The organism is Pseudomonas qingdaonensis (assembly GCF_018398475.1).
Lineage (GTDB): Bacteria > Pseudomonadota > Gammaproteobacteria > Pseudomonadales > Pseudomonadaceae > Aquipseudomonas > Aquipseudomonas palmensis.
The window spans coordinates 3,242,527-3,256,234 of the sequence record NZ_CP074676.1; the positions used below are offsets into that span (position 1 = coordinate 3,242,527).

Annotated in this window: 15 protein-coding genes; 1 reads left to right on the plus strand and 14 read right to left on the minus strand. The window is 64.5% G+C overall.

Going from position 1 to position 13,708, the window contains the following annotated elements:
* Positions 1-8: 8 nt before the first annotated feature.
* The 9 genes from KH389_RS14740 to KH389_RS14780 form a co-directional block, all read right to left on the minus strand.
* A complete protein-coding gene (locus KH389_RS14740) occupies positions 9-281 on the minus strand; it encodes a VirB3 family type IV secretion system protein (protein ID WP_003291752.1) in 273 nt (90 codons plus the stop codon).
* A complete protein-coding gene (locus tag KH389_RS14745; protein WP_213605737.1) occupies positions 278-661 on the minus strand; it encodes a TrbC/VirB2 family type IV secretion system protein in 384 nt (127 codons plus the stop codon). The genes KH389_RS14740 and KH389_RS14745 overlap by 4 nt, the downstream gene beginning before the upstream one ends.
* Positions 658-1,722: a P-type conjugative transfer ATPase TrbB gene (gene trbB, locus KH389_RS14750; protein WP_213605738.1), complete on the minus strand. Its 1,065-nt coding sequence runs from the start codon at positions 1,720-1,722 to the stop codon at positions 658-660. The genes KH389_RS14745 and trbB overlap by 4 nt, the downstream gene beginning before the upstream one ends.
* Positions 1,719-2,183: a ribbon-helix-helix protein, CopG family gene (locus tag KH389_RS14755; protein WP_213605739.1), complete on the minus strand. Its 465-nt coding sequence runs from the start codon at positions 2,181-2,183 to the stop codon at positions 1,719-1,721. The genes trbB and KH389_RS14755 overlap by 4 nt, the downstream gene beginning before the upstream one ends.
* On the minus strand, positions 2,180-4,186 hold the full coding sequence (locus KH389_RS14760) for a conjugal transfer protein TraG (RefSeq protein WP_213605740.1): 2,007 nt from the start codon (positions 4,184-4,186) through the stop codon (positions 2,180-2,182). Before KH389_RS14760 ends, KH389_RS14755 begins: the two co-directional genes overlap by 4 nt.
* Before the next feature lie 234 nt (positions 4,187-4,420).
* On the minus strand, positions 4,421-4,687 hold the full coding sequence (locus KH389_RS14765; protein WP_213607535.1) for an EexN family lipoprotein: 267 nt from the start codon (positions 4,685-4,687) through the stop codon (positions 4,421-4,423).
* A gap of 2 nt (positions 4,688-4,689) precedes the next feature.
* A complete protein-coding gene (locus KH389_RS14770) occupies positions 4,690-5,634 on the minus strand; it encodes a LysR family transcriptional regulator (RefSeq protein ID WP_213605741.1) in 945 nt (314 codons plus the stop codon).
* A gap of 140 nt (positions 5,635-5,774) precedes the next feature.
* Positions 5,775-6,242: a YbaK/EbsC family protein gene (locus KH389_RS14775; RefSeq protein ID WP_213605742.1), complete on the minus strand. Its 468-nt coding sequence runs from the start codon at positions 6,240-6,242 to the stop codon at positions 5,775-5,777.
* Between the two features lie 90 nt (positions 6,243-6,332).
* Positions 6,333-8,009 (minus strand): 2-isopropylmalate synthase, encoded by a 1,677-nt coding sequence (locus KH389_RS14780; protein WP_128538943.1) that lies wholly within the window; start codon positions 8,007-8,009, stop codon positions 6,333-6,335.
* Between the two features lie 277 nt (positions 8,010-8,286).
* Here KH389_RS14780 and KH389_RS14785 point away from each other — a divergent pair, with 277 nt between their 5' ends.
* Positions 8,287-9,093 (plus strand): AraC family transcriptional regulator, encoded by an 807-nt coding sequence (locus tag KH389_RS14785; RefSeq protein ID WP_213605743.1) that lies wholly within the window; start codon positions 8,287-8,289, stop codon positions 9,091-9,093.
* Between the two features lie 10 nt (positions 9,094-9,103).
* On the opposite strand, the gene KH389_RS14790 is transcribed toward KH389_RS14785, so the two are convergent.
* From KH389_RS14790 to parA, 5 genes are all read right to left on the minus strand, one after another.
* A complete protein-coding gene (locus tag KH389_RS14790; protein ID WP_213605744.1) occupies positions 9,104-11,113 on the minus strand; it encodes a relaxase/mobilization nuclease and DUF3363 domain-containing protein in 2,010 nt (669 codons plus the stop codon).
* Positions 11,114-11,573: 460 nt separating this feature from the next.
* Positions 11,574-12,161 carry a S26 family signal peptidase gene (locus KH389_RS14795; protein WP_108184327.1) on the minus strand — a complete coding sequence of 196 codons (588 nt, stop codon included), beginning with the start codon at positions 12,159-12,161 and terminating at the stop codon, positions 11,574-11,576.
* Entirely contained in the window at positions 12,158-12,703 is a 546-nt protein-coding gene (locus KH389_RS14800) for a DUF2840 domain-containing protein (RefSeq protein ID WP_108184326.1), read from the minus strand. Before KH389_RS14800 ends, KH389_RS14795 begins: the two co-directional genes overlap by 4 nt.
* Complete coding sequence (locus tag KH389_RS14805; RefSeq protein WP_003111892.1) at positions 12,700-12,972, minus strand: hypothetical protein; 273 nt, start codon at positions 12,970-12,972, stop codon at positions 12,700-12,702. Before KH389_RS14805 ends, KH389_RS14800 begins: the two co-directional genes overlap by 4 nt.
* Positions 12,969-13,607 (minus strand): ParA family partition ATPase, encoded by a 639-nt coding sequence (gene parA / locus KH389_RS14810; protein WP_108184325.1) that lies wholly within the window; start codon positions 13,605-13,607, stop codon positions 12,969-12,971. Before parA ends, KH389_RS14805 begins: the two co-directional genes overlap by 4 nt.
* Positions 13,608-13,708: the final 101 nt, after the last annotated feature.

A 13,708-nucleotide genomic window follows, 5' to 3' on the forward strand; every position in this document is an offset into this window, starting at 1 on the left:
TCCTCCCCTCACACGTCCAGCAGCGGGCGGTGCTTGATGTGCCGGGCGAAGACCTGCATGAACTGCGGATCGACGCGCGCACCCCACACCGCCAGCGAATGGCCGACGATCCAGAGCACGACACCGGGAATCCACAGTTGCAGGCCCAGGCCGACAGCGGCGGCCAGCGTGCCGTTGGCGATCGCCACGGTGCGCGGCGCACCGCCCAGCAGAATCGGCTCGGTCAGCGAGCGATGCAGCGGCACCTCGAAGCCGGCCGCGAAGGTGTCCGGGGCACTCATACGACGGCCCCGCCGGAGAAACTGAAGAACGACAGGAAGAACGAGGACGCCGCAAAGGCGATGCTCAACCCGAAGACGATCTGGATCAGCTTGCGGAATCCGCCGGACGTGTCGCCGAACGCGAGCGCGAGGCCCGTGGCGATGATGATGATGACCGCGACGATGCGCGCCACCGGCCCCTGGATGGATTCGAGGATGGATTGCAGCGGGCCTTCCCACGGCATCGAGGAACCGGCGGCCTGCGCGGTTCCGGCCAGGAACAACAGCAGCGCGGCCAGCAGCAGCCCTTGCCCCGCAGGGCGGGCCAGGCAGCGCAGCCGCGCAAGACGCAAAGCCGGATTTGCAGAAAAACGGAAAACAGGAACGATCATCTGCGTCATGGCAGTTCTCCAAGTGAGTCAGGGGATGGGGAAGTCGCCGCAGCGGGAGCGGCATCGGGAAGTGGCGGCAGCTCGGGAAACGGCGTTTCCAGCGCGTCCGCCAGTTGGTAGCCCACGCCGTCGAAGCCGACGACGCGGGCGATGCTCTCGATGCGGCGCTTGCGCCCGCGTCCGGCGATGTGGATCACCACGTTGACCGCCTCGGCGATCAGCGCACGGGGCGGATTCACCGCCACTTCGAGAATCAGTTGCTCCAGGCGCAGCAGTGCGCCGAGCGCGGAGCCGGCATGGATCGTGGCGATGCCGCCGGGGTGGCCCGTGCCCCACACCTTGATGAGATCCAGCGCCTCGGCACCGCGCACCTCGCCAACGACGACGCGATCAGGCCGCAGACGCATGGACGAGCGCACCAGCTCGGTCATCGACACCACGCCTGCGCGGGTGCGCAGCGGAACGTGGTCGTGGGCCGCGCATTGCAGCTCCACCGTGTCTTCGAGCACCAGCACGCGGTCCCCCGTGGCGGCAATCTCGGCCAGCAGCGCATTGGCCAAGGTCGTCTTGCCGCTGCTGGTGGCGCCGGCGATCAGGATGTTCTGGCGCTCCCGCACGGCGCGAACGAGAAAGCCCGCCTGGGCGGCGGTCATCATCTGGTCGATGACGTACCGCTCCAGCGGGATCACGCCGATGGCGCGCTTGCGCAGCGCGAAGGCCGGCCCTGGCGCAGCGGGTGGCAAGATGCCCTCGAAGCGTTCGCCGGTTTCGGGCAGTTCGGCGGATAGCAGCGGCTGGCCGCGATGGACTTCCGCGCCCACATGGGCCGCGACGAGCCGGATGATGCGTTCGCCGTCCGCTTCGGGCATTTCCACGCCCATCGGCGCGCGCCCGCTGGAAAGCCGATCCACCCAAAGGGTGCGATCAGGATTCAGCATCACTTCCACCACGTCCGGGTCTTCGAGCGCGGCGGCGATCAGTGGCCCCATTGCCGTGCGCAGCATCTGGATGCGGCGGTGGAGCGACGTGGCGGTCATGGACTGCCCGTCAATGGGAATGCGGGCGCTCATGACGCACGCTCCTGCGCTTGCGCGGTTGCCGCCGCGTCTTCCATCCGCATCGGGTCGGGATGCAGTTCCTCCACCACGTCGCGCACCAGGCTGCGGCCCCGCAGCAGGTGGCGGCCAAGCTGCTCGGTGAACTGCTCGAAGCGCGCTTTGCCCTGCGCGCGTGCCGCGTCTTGGTGAGCCTCTGGAACCGGCGTGCTCACGGTCAGGTAGTAGCGGATGAACAGCGCCAGCGTTTCGATGGCGATGTTCTGGTCGCGCCCCATGCGCTCGGCTTGGCGCGAAAGGCGATCCAACCGCTTGGCAATGGCCGCCTCGCGCTGGTCGGCGGCATCGGGCGACAGCCACGATGCGAGCGCCGCCGCGACGATGGACGACTTGGACACGCCTTTCTTGGCGGCCAGTTCGTCCAGGCGCTTGGCGTGCTCCGGCTGGATAAAGAGATTCAGGCGGTATTGGCTCATAGCTCGATTCCGTCGTTGGGGTCGAGGGAAGCCAGCCGGGCCGTGCGCTGCATGGCCGGATCGAACTGGCGAGGAAGGGGAAGCGGCAGGTCGTCGTCATCGAGCAACCCGAGGTCGGCCGCAGGCGCGACCAGCTCGGGGTCGTAGGCAACGGTTTCGGAAAGCTCGGGCTGACGGCGCGGGCCGCCGTCGTCGGCCGAACCCAAGTTCTCCAAGGCATCGGCGGACGCGGCGGCCAGTGCGGTGGGCACGGGCGGAATCGCCAGCCCGCTCCAGTCGTCGGGCCGCGACGGCGGCGCGTCTGCGTACCGCCCGTCCGCTAACGTGGGCGGTGGCAGCACGCGACGCTTGAAATTGGCGTCCGCGTAGTAGCGCAGCTTCTTCGCCTTGATCGGTGCCACGCTGGACACCATCACCACGGCCTCGTCAGGCGGAAGCTGCATGACTTCGCCCGGCGTCAGCAACGGGCGCGCGGTTTCTTGGCGCGACACCATCAGGTGCCCGAGCCACGGCGCGAGTCGGTGGCCAGCGTAGTTGCGCTGGGCGCGCAGCTCGGTAGCTGTGCCCAGCGTCTCGGAGATCCGTTTGGCGGTGCGCTCGTCGTTCGTAGCGAACGTCACGCGCACATGGCAGTTGTCGAGAATGGAGTGGTTTTGCCCATACGCCTTGTCGATCTGGTTGAGCGACTGCGCGATGAGGAAGCTGCGGATGCCGTAGCCGGCCATGAAGGCCAGCGTCGTCTCGAAGAAGTCCAGGCGGCCCAGCGCGGGGAACTCATCGAGCATCAGCAACAGCTTGTGGCGGCGCTCGATGCCGTCGCTGCCATCCAGCGATTCGGTAAGCCGCCGCCCGATCTGGTTGAGGATCAGGCGGATGAGCGGCTTCGTGCGCGAAATGTCCGAAGGCGGCACCACCAGATACAGCGACACCGGATGCTCGGATGCGATCAGGTCGGCGATGCGCCAGTCGCAGCGCGAAGTGACTTCGGCCACCGTGGGGTCGCGGTACAGGCCGAGGAACGACATGGCGGTGCTCAACACGCCGGAGCGTTCGTTATCCGATTTGTTCAGGACTTCACGCGCAGCGGACGCGACAACCGGGTGCGGTGCATCGCCCAGGTGCTTCGTCGTCATCATCCGGTGCAAGGTCAGCTCGAACGGGCTGGCCGGGTCGGACAGGAAATTGGCGACGCCACGCAGCGTCTTGTCCTCGCCCGCATAGAGCACATGCAGGATAGCTCCGACCAGCAGCGCGTGACTGGTCTTCTCCCAATGGTTGCGCTTCTCCAGCGCGCCTTCGGGATCGACCAGGATGTCGGCGATGTTCTGCACGTCGCGCACTTCATGCGCGCCGCGTCGAACCTCCAGCAGCGGGTTGTAGGCCGCCGAACTGGCATCGGTCGGGTTGAACAGCAGGCAGTGACTGAATCGACCGCGCCAGCCAGCGGTGATCTGCCAGTTCTCGCCCTTGATGTCGTGGATGACGGCGGATGCCGGCCAGGACAGCAGCGTCGGCACCACCAGGCCCACGCCCTTGCCCGAGCGGGTAGGCGCAAAGGTCAGAACGTGTTCCGGCCCTTCGTGGCGCAGGTAGTGGCCGTCATGTTGGCCGACAAAGACACCGGCGGGCTGCGTCAGCCCAGCTTTGCGGATGTCGGCGGCATCGGCCCAACGCGCCGAGCCGTAGGTCGTCACCTTGCGCGCCTGGCGCGAGCGCCACACCGACATGGCGATGGCGACCGCCACGGCCAGCAGGCCGCTGCCTGCCGCGATCATGCCGCCGGTGTCGAAGACCTGCGGCGCGTAGGCGTCGAAGAAGAACCACCACTCGAACAGCTTCCACGGGTAATAGACCGGCGTGCCGTGGAAGTCGAACCAAGGCGAGCCCAGGCGTAGCTGGTAGCCCAAGGCGGCGGCTGTCCATTGCGTGGCACCCCACACACCGGCGATCACGATGCCGAACACGGCGGCGATCTGCCCGAACAACACACCTTGAGCTTGCATACCCTGGCCTCCGATTTATCCTGCGCTGATTCCTCAATCAGACGCGGCACAAAGGCGTGCCGCAAGCGTCAGGATCGGTGCCGGCTCAGTGCCGGTCAAAGACCGTTATCGGCAGCAAGGTGATGCAAAAAGCATGGTTTCATGCAGGGAAAAAAACAATAAAAACGCCGCAGGCATGAGCGCGCTGCGGCGTGTCGAGAAAGAAAGCGAGGATTTGCGGCTAACCGCCAACGGTCAGAACTTCGGCGGCGTTTCCGATGGCGTATAAGCCACCTTGCCGTCGCCAAAGAAACGCTTGTTCGTCGCTTCGGCCACCCGGTTGCAAAGCACGTCGCCCATTGTGGGGCGCTCGGTCTTGCACCGGCGGCGCAGCTCCTTCAACTGCTCAGGATTGGCCGCCAGTTCTTCCACGGTCGGCACATTGGCTGCCTGCTTCGATGGCTCTGATGGGCCGCAGGCGGACAGTACAGCGACCGACAAAAACAGAACAATCAGCTTCAGGCTCATGGTTCGATTTCCTCTTGAAGATCAGGCTCAACAGGTAGTGGGGATCTGCGGCCTTCCGGAGATTCGATGGTCTGCACGCGCTCGATGAAGCGCGCCAGCACGTCCGATGATTCACCTTCGCGGTGCAGCACATAGGTGGTCAGCATGGGGGAACGGCCCGCCAGCGGACGGGCGACCACACCAGGCTCGCGACTACCCGCGATATGCGGTGCTCCAGCAAGGCCCAAGGCGAAACCCGCCGCAACCAGCGCCATCATCAAGTCGAACGACGCGACTCGCTCAGTAATCAACGGCTCCATGTCTATCCGGCGAAGCACCCGATCCACCTGGCGGGCATGGCCCTCGCAGATTTGGGGATCGCATAACACCAAAGGATGACGAAGCACCTCTTCCAATGGGATACGCTTGTGCCTGAGCAACGGGTGACGCGCGGGAACCGCCACCATCAGCGCATCGCTCCACACCATCTTAGCTACGAGGCCGTCGCCCACTTCGTCGGACTGCGCAAAGCCCACGTCGTACAGATCGTCCTGCAACCCCTTGATCTGTTGCGACAGCGGCACCTCGAACAATCGGAGCTCGACTTCGGGTTCCTCTTGGCGGCACAGCGCCAACAAGGTCGGCAGGCGCGACGGCGTGATGCCGTCAGACAGCGCAATGCGCAACTGGCCATGAAAGCCATTGGCCGCTGCTTTCACGCTATCGCGCGCCTGCTGCAAGGCGGTGAAGATGCGTGGCACATGCCCAAGGAACAGCCTGCCCGCCCGCGTCAGGCGTGTGCTTCGGCTGGTGCGGATGAACAACTGCTCGCCCAGGTCTTCTTCCAGTTCCTTGATGGTGCGCGACAGCGGCGATTGCTCGATGTGCAACCGCTCGGCTGCACGAGCGAAGTGGAGCTCTTCGGCAACGGCCAGGAAACAACGCAAGTGTCGCAACTCCATCGCACCTCCTGAATCACTACAAAGCGTTGTCGGGGACTGCGCAAGTAGTAGAAAGAGGCAATTCCGACATTCCTGTCATGGGCTGTAAAGCTGAGCAGTCCGCTTTTGACCATCGTGCATATGCCATTCCAATCTATTCCCTAGGAAGGATCTTGCGCGATGTCGACCCAAGTCGCCTGAACTAACTGAGCCAGCCTCTCGGGAGCAATGCGCAACGCGGCATTGCTTGCGCCTGCCGCTGGCAAGACAACGTCAAATTTTTTCAATGTCACATCTGCGAAGACACGCAAGGGATGCGGCAAGCCAAACGGGCACACACCGCCAACAGGATGGCTCGTCCACATAACAACCTCGTCAGCGCTGAGCATCTTGGCCTTGGTCTTGAATTGGGCCTTGAATTTCTGGTTGTCGATTTTTGCATTGCCGCCCATTACCAAGATGACAACTTCATCTTTCAGCCATAGTGAGAGCGTTTTTGCGATTTGCCCCGACTCTACGCCATGCGCAACCGCTGCTTCGGCAACGGTTGCGGTGCTCGTATCTTTCTCAAGAATTTCGAGGTCAGGCGCATGTTCTGACAAGAAAGCGCGGACTGACTGCAAACTCATAAGTACTCCTCTTTTCCCCAACCATGAATGTTTAGAAAACTTAAAGACCGCATATGTGGTTTTCTATATGCGGTCGTCTTGCATTAGTGATCAGCCAACTGCCGTAATCTCCATAGAGAATCGAGCCGCAGCACTCAGCACCGACAGAACCGACGCTGTAGTGATGTTTGCATGTCGGCCTACCCCAAAGCGCGAGCCGAGCACACCGGGTATGGCGGCCTCAACGATGGCCAGTGCCGCCGCATCGGAACCAGTTCCCAGGCTGCGCTCTTCATAGCTGTCGATGCGCAGCGGCTGGTCCAGCGCCGCAACCGTCGCAGCAATCGGGCCGTTCCCTGTGCCCTCTAAGATCCTGACGTTGCCGTCCGAATCCGCTAATTCCAACATGATCCCTTGCCCATCGGCGTGCTCGAAAAGGCGGTGGCTACGATAGATGAGGCCTGGCTGTTCCCGCACCGGGGCAAGGTAGGTGCGCTCGAACACTGCCCAGATTTCTTCGCTGCTCAGTTCCGTTTCGCTGGAGTCGGCCAGCGCCTGGACGATAGCGCTGAACTCAACCTGCATGCGGCGCGGCATGATAATGCCGTGGTCTCGTTGCAGCAGGAAAGCAATGCCTCCCTTGCCTGACTGGCTGTTGACGCGCACGATGCTGTCATAAGTACGACCCAGATCCTTCGGGTCAATAGGCAGGTAAGGCACGCGCCAAGGCGCATCAGCCTTTTGCGCGGCAAAGCCCTTAGCGATGGCGTCCTGGTGCGAGCCAGAGAACGCCGTGAACACGAGATCGCCCACATACGGATGGCGTGGGTGTATGGGCAGTGCGGTACATTCCTCAGCCACGCGGGCGACCGCTGCAATGTCGGAAAAGTCCAGCTTCGGCGCAATGCCCTGCGTATAGAGGTTCAACGCCAGCGTCACCACATCGACATTGCCACTGCGCTCGCCGTTGCCAAACAAGCAACCTTCGACCCGCTGCGCACCAGCCAGCATGGCTTGTTCAGCGCAGGCCACGCCCGTGCCCCGGTCATTGTGTGGATGCACGGACAGCACGATGTGCTCGCGCCGCTCCAAACGTCGATCCATCCATTCGATCTGGTCAGCAAACACATTGGGGGTGGAGACCTCCACTGTGGTTGGCAGATTGATGATCATTGGTCGTTGCGGCCCGGCATCCCAGGCGCGAATGGCGGCGTTGCAAACAGCCAGTGAAACCTCCAGTTCGGCCATGCAAAACGTCTCGGGCGAGTATTGCAATATCCATTCTGTTTCCGGATGAGCAGCCGTCAACCGCCTGAAAAGTGCAATGTAGCGTTCCACCATTTCGATGATCTGCGGAACGCTCATGCCGAAGACGATCTCCCGCCAGGCAGGCGCAATGGCGTTATAAAAATGCACGATTACGCGCCGCGCGCCTGCCACGCTGCGCACCGTTTCTGTGATCAGGTCATCGCGCAATTGCGTCATCACCATAGGGGTGACGTCTTCGGGAATCTGGCCCGCATCAATGAGGTGGCGCACGATCTCGAAATCAGTACGCGACGCTGCGGGAAAGCCTACTTCGATCTCCTTAAAACCAATGCGTACCAACTCATGAAACAAGCGCAGCTTGCGCTCGCGGTTCATCGGCTCGAATAACGCCTGATTACCATCACGCAAGTCGGTGGACAGCCAAATTGGGGCCTTCGTCAGGGTACGTGACGGCCATTGTCGATCGTCGAGATCGACCGAGGAGACGGGGGGGTATTTCTGGGAAGGATTAGTCAGCATGAAGCACACTCCAGGAGAATCGTTGAAATCCGACCCCCCTAGCTTGGAACAAGCTGACTATGGTCGGGGCCAGGGGGAATCAGAATGGGTCATGGCACGGATGGTCGCGCGCAGACCCCGACCGGGAGTCAGCGGTAGTAGCCGTTGCGAAAGACCAAGTGTGGACATGAGTGAATAGATTCAGTAATTGCGTTTGTTTCGATGTTAGACTTGCATGGTTCGTCCATCTACATAAAAATAGACAAATTCTTTATTGATTTGGACAATTTTCACCTACATGGGATTTCTCGCTCCCGAAGATGGCGTTCATGCACTTGACCTGTGTGCAGGAGAAGCCTGCGATCTACCGGTATTTGGTGTGGCCGTGCGCTACCCTGCTGGCCATGTGGTGCCCCAACACAAGCATCCGTATGGGCATCTGATCCATGCGGATCGCGGTCTGTTACGTGTGGAAGCCGAAAGCGGTCAGTGGCTGGTGCCGCCCACGGCAGCAGTCTGGTTGCGGTCTGGTGTAGCGCACCGGCTGGTTGCACCTGTGGGGCTGCAAGCGCACGGTCTCTTCGTGCGCGAAGATATTTGCTCCCACTTTCCAACGGCCGATTGCGTCGTACATGTTTCTGCTCTATTGCGAGAGCTGATCATGGCGCTGGCCCGAGCTGGCAACCAGACTCAATCGACCAAACGCATGCGTTTACTCGGCGCACTCTTGATCGAAGAGGTGCTCGCCCAGCCGGTTCTTCCGCTTCATCTGCCTTGGCCGACGGGCGGTGCTGAAAGTCAGATGCAGCACGTCTGCCAAACGCTGCTGGATGACCCTGGCGATGGGTCCACCGCCTCCGAATGGGCCGACAGGTTGGCCATGGGAGAAAAGACCTTCCATCGGCGTTTTCTACAATCGACCGGTATGACCTTCGGCAAATGGCGTCAGCAACTTCGGCTCATGTCGTCGCTGACACCATTGATGCAGGGAATACCAATTACGCAGGTGGCGCTGGCGAGCGGCTACGATAGTCACAGCGCCTATACCACGGCGTTCAGTAAGCAGTTCGGACAACCGCCCTCCACATTTGCAGCAAATTCATAACGGGCGAAGCTCATCCAAGCCCACGCCCACGCTGCCGTCCAATCTCCCACGACACACCACCGCCGCGCAACGTCGCGGCAAGCTGCTGGCCTAACCGCTGTTCGATCACCGGCCGCCACGGCACCAGGCTGAATTCCATGCGGTCATCGAGCATCGCGTAACGTCCACTGGCAAGCATGATCGAGCGTCGGTAGATACCAGTCACGCGCTGTCCGTCACCCACAGGCCGATGCTCTAGGCCAGTTTCGGCGGCAATGCCCTTTGCCGCGTGCGCCAGTTCCCGATTGCGCAGCGTGCCCAGCAGGTTGCGGGCGAGGATCACACGCTGCCCGCGCCACTCGGCCAGCCCTTGCTCGGCGAGAAAGTCCGCACGCTGCTGCAAGGCTTCTTTGACCTCGGCACCAAAGCCCAGGTTGCCCAGCCCCTTGCCGCCGCCGATCAACTGCTGATCCAGCCAGGTCGCGCCGATGACCCGGGCCTGCCGCTCAATCGGTAGATGCGATTTCAGCTCCACAGCCACGCCGCCCAGCCGTTGCGCGTCGTACTGGCGGCCACGCTCGGCCAGGTCGTCCGGCACCTTCCATACCCCCTCTGCCACGCGTACCACGATGCCGGCCCGGCGCAGGGCTTCCAGCCGGCGGACGTGGGCCGCGACGACTTCCTGCGGGTCGCGGCCGGGCTTGGCTCGGCCTTGCTCGATCGCCAGGTGATGATGCGTGCGGTACAGGCCACCGCTCGCCAGCGCGGCGATGTTCTTGTCGGCCGCGCGCACGTCGGCCGAACCCTTCACTTCCACTACCGCGCCAGTGGGATAGTTCGCCAGTTCGTCGCGGGCATTGAGCGCGACGTAGTGAGCCTTGCCGTCTGTGCCGTCGATGACCAGATAGCCGCGGTCGTGCAGTTCGTCGGCCAGCCCCTTGGCCGCGACGCGGCCTACGATGGTGCGGCCGCGTTCATCGGCGTCCTGTCCCGGCTCGAACACCGCCAGCTCGCGCGGCTGGCCGCTCATGGCCCGCTGCATGGTGCGGATGATGTCGCCACGCTCGCCCAGGGCGCGCAAGGTCTTCTCCGCGTCCGCATGGACGGCCCAGGTGCCGGGCTGCACCTCGTCGGCCAGGCCCAGGCGCTGCAAGCGTTGCAGACGCCCGATCAGCAGCAGCCGCTGGCGTTGCAGCCGGGGTTCGTTGAAGCGTTCGATCTGCACCCGGCCATCCTCGCCGGCCTCGCGCTGCAACGTGCGGTCGAGGCTCGTCCACCGCTCCTGTTCCACCTCGCGCTGCAAGGTCTGCTGGATTTCCAGTTCGGTGCGCGGCCCCAGCCACTCCGTCGCCAGCTCGGCGGCGCGATGGCGGAAGCCGTGGGCGATGTAGTCGCCCGCGATGATGAGGTCTTTGCCGGTGTCGTCGCGTCCGCGCACGATCAGGTGCGTGTGCGGGTTGTCGGTGTTCCAGTGATCCACCGCCACCCAATCCAGCCGCGTCCCCAGGTCGGCTTCCATCCGGTTCACCAGATGCCGGGTGTAGGTGCGCATGTCGTCCAGCTCGGCCCCGCCCTCCGGGGAGACGATGAAACGGAAGTGGTGCCGGTCGTCAGCGGCCCGTTCCTTGAAGGCATCAAGGTCGGCTTCGTCCGTCTGCGCCCCGTAGGCCCGGCCCGGTTCGCTATCGCGGCCGGCTCCGTCGCGCTCGATGTAGCGCAGGTGCTTGGCGAGCGATTGCGGGCTGGCGTTGCGTTGATTGACCAGCAGCGTCTTGATGGTCACACGCCGCGACATGGGCGTCAGCTTCGCACCCGCGAAACGCGCCGCCGTATGGCCGCGCCCTAGGCGCGAACCGGGCCGCTGACCTGCGCGCTGGCCTTGGCTGCCGGACGTGGCGGAATGGCGCATTGAGGACTTGCCGCCGCTGGCCTTGCCAGCCTGCTTGAGAACCTTGGAAACGAAGCTCTGTCCCTGGCCCTTGCCCCGGTTCTTCGGGGCGTTGGGACGCACGCGGAAATCATCGTCGCGGGGTTCAGTCATGGCTGCGCTCCCTGCAAGCTCTGGCTGAAGTTGTGGCGTGTCCGGTCGTGTGTAGCACGCGGACATGCCTGCATTGGCGCGACCCTCGCGCCGAACGCGGCACGGCGGCGAAGCCGCTCCGTGCCGCGCCACCTCCATGTGCAGACTGGCTTTCGATGCGGCCCGGTGCCGCATCCTTTTGTCTTGCCTTCCGCCTTTGCCCTTCGCTGTCGCTCCGGGCGTCGGCGGGCCGGCGGCACTGCGCTGCTTGCAGCAAGCCCGCCGGCGAGCGCGTCAATGGCCGCAGGCCGGGCGCGTTCGAGGCAAGACGCCTGCACGTTGGACGGCTGCGCCGGATGTTGCGCGAAGCGCGGCGCGAATGCGACCGCGCTGCACGCGCGACGACACGGCGGCAGCGGCCGGAACAGCATGCCCGATGGCACGATGAGAGGCACGGCAACGTGCAGCGAATCGGCGGCCATCATGGGCGTGTTTCCAGCCAGACCGGATGCGCGACGCCGATCACGGCGGATGCGCTGACCGGGCCGAAATAGCGGCTGTCGAACGACGTCGGGTTGGTCATGCTCAAGAGGAACAGTTCGCCGGGTGCGAGGCGACGGCATTGCTGCCAGGATGGCAGCGGCCGGCCCCAGCGGTCAGCAGGCAGCACGGCGGCCGAAGGCACGCCGTCGATGCGGACAACGCGGCCAGTGATGCACACCTCCTGCGGCGAGACGGCGCCCACGCGCTTGAGCAGCGGCACACGTGCCGGCAGGTAGCCGCGCTGCGCGGCCAGCGCGGCAGCGTCTGGCGGCAACGTGGTCAGGACGATGCTGCCCACGGACAAGGGACGTGGCAGCGAGCCGGTGCCGTGGCCCAACGGATCGACGCGATACCAGCCGACCGTCACACTGTCGGACGGGTTGTAGATCAGGCGCGGCAGCGGCTGCACAAAGGACGCCCAGGCCAGCGCAGCCAGGCCGCAGGCGGACAGGCCCGCCAGCACGAGGCGAACGCGCAGGCGCGAGCGAGGGCGCGGCGCGGTGCCGGCAGTGGAAACGGCGGTCATGGCAGTGCCCTCGCAGTCAGCCAGGCGGCGTGCCGCTCGGCGGTGTATTCGGGCAGCGGCAGGCGGGCTGCGAGCCGGTTGGCGAGCGTGCGCCAGTACGCCGGCGAGACGCCGACAGGCGCGATGCCCAGCGCCTCGATGGCGTCGATACGTTCCAACACGGCGCGCACTGTGTTCTCGCCCTCGGCGTGTAGCAGCAGGCGTGCGCCCGGCTGCACGCCGGGGATGCGCTGTGCCGCATCGAGCGGCGTGCAAGCCTGCATCACCATGAGCTGCCAGCGCACGGTGCCGTAGTCGTTGGCCTGCCAGCGGATGCGGCACAACATGGCGCCCGGTAGGAACACCGCGCAGCGCCGCCAGCGGTCGAGCTGGAGCGTGCGCGCGGGTTCACCGAAGCGCAGGTAGAGCTTGAAGCGCGGTTCGATGTAGGCCAGCGCCACGCGCGTCAGCGGCGCGCTGGCAGGCTGGCCGCAAGGTGCCGTGAGCGCAGCCGTGGCCGCGACGTGAACAGGCACGGTGGCAGGCGAAGCGGATGCAGTCATGGTGTGTTCTCCCTGCGGTGTTCTGGAAACTCGCGCTCCAGCAGGCCGCGCAGCAGGTCGGCCACGGTCACGCCCTGCGTGAAGGCCGATACCTTGATGCGCGCCCGCATCGCGGGCGTGATGTCGAGGGTCAGGCGAGCCGTGTAGAGGTCGCCCTTGCCAAGCGCATCGGCATCGCCCTGGCGAATCCACGCCTCGGCGTGCGGATTCGCCGGTGGACGCGCGCCGATGCCGACGCGCTTTGCGCGAGGTGGCGGCTTCGCTGTCATGTCGGCCACCGCAGCAGCTCGTCCACCAGCGCGGTGATTTCGCGCGCGGCGGCGCTGTCCGGCGCCGTCTCGCGTGCAAGCCGGCCAGCGGCCACGCTGTCGGCGAACACGATGCGCTGATGCACTTCCGCGCGCAGCGCAGCAAGCGGTTGGTCGGCCAGCGCCTGGCGCGCTTCGCGCCCGATCACGGTGGTACTGACGCGCCGATTGATGACGAAGGCCGCGCGCAGCGCAGGCCGAAACACTTGCGCCTCGCGGATCAGCGCCACCATCTCGGCGCTGGCCCACAAGTCGTAAGGACTGGGCTGCACGGGGATCAGCACGCGCTCGGCCGCCAGCAGCGCGGAGCGCGCCAGTGCCGCGATGCGTGGCGGGCCGTCGATGATGACGTGATCGGCCCGCCTGGCGAGTTCTGGCGCCTCTTGGTGCAGCGTTTCGCGTGCTAGGCCCACGGCGCTGAACAGCCGTGGCAAGCCTTGCTGGCTTCTGCGCTGTGTCCAGTCCAGCGATGAACCCTGCGGGTCGGCGTCCAGCAGGACGACATGCTGCCCGCGAATCGCCAGCTCGCCGGCGATGTGCGTGGCGAGCGTGGTCTTGCCCACGCCGCCTTTCTGGTTGAGCAGAGCGACGATCATGGCGCGGCCCTCCGTGTTGGAAAGCCGGGCTTTTGCTGCTGCGCTTGTGGCCGCGTGGTGGTTGTCCACCGCAGCGGCGTTTCTCTACCAAAAGTTAGAGA

Coding starts and splice junctions, on each gene's coding strand:
- KH389_RS14805 (WP_003111892.1), bottom strand. CDS start 12,972: ATGACAGCGAAGCCGCCACCTCGCGCAAAGCGCGTCGGCATCGGCGCG.
- KH389_RS14795 (WP_108184327.1), bottom strand. CDS start 12,161: ATGACCGCCGTTTCCACTGCCGGCACCGCGCCGCGCCCTCGCTCGCGC.
- parA (WP_108184325.1), bottom strand. CDS start 13,607: ATGATCGTCGCTCTGCTCAACCAGAAAGGCGGCGTGGGCAAGACCACG.
- trbB (WP_213605738.1), bottom strand. CDS start 1,722: ATGAGCGCCCGCATTCCCATTGACGGGCAGTCCATGACCGCCACGTCG.
- KH389_RS14790 (WP_213605744.1), bottom strand. CDS start 11,113: ATGACTGAACCCCGCGACGATGATTTCCGCGTGCGTCCCAACGCCCCG.
- KH389_RS14760 (WP_213605740.1), bottom strand. CDS start 4,186: ATGCAAGCTCAAGGTGTGTTGTTCGGGCAGATCGCCGCCGTGTTCGGC.
- KH389_RS14800 (WP_108184326.1), bottom strand. CDS start 12,703: ATGACTGCATCCGCTTCGCCTGCCACCGTGCCTGTTCACGTCGCGGCC.
- KH389_RS14755 (WP_213605739.1), bottom strand. CDS start 2,183: ATGAGCCAATACCGCCTGAATCTCTTTATCCAGCCGGAGCACGCCAAG.
- KH389_RS14740 (WP_003291752.1), bottom strand. CDS start 281: ATGAGTGCCCCGGACACCTTCGCGGCCGGCTTCGAGGTGCCGCTGCAT.
- KH389_RS14775 (WP_213605742.1), bottom strand. CDS start 6,242: ATGAGTTTGCAGTCAGTCCGCGCTTTCTTGTCAGAACATGCGCCTGAC.
- KH389_RS14770 (WP_213605741.1), bottom strand. CDS start 5,634: ATGGAGTTGCGACACTTGCGTTGTTTCCTGGCCGTTGCCGAAGAGCTC.
- KH389_RS14780 (WP_128538943.1), bottom strand. CDS start 8,009: ATGCTGACTAATCCTTCCCAGAAATACCCCCCCGTCTCCTCGGTCGAT.
- KH389_RS14785 (WP_213605743.1), top strand. CDS start 8,287: ATGGGATTTCTCGCTCCCGAAGATGGCGTTCATGCACTTGACCTGTGT.
- KH389_RS14745 (WP_213605737.1), bottom strand. CDS start 661: ATGACGCAGATGATCGTTCCTGTTTTCCGTTTTTCTGCAAATCCGGCT.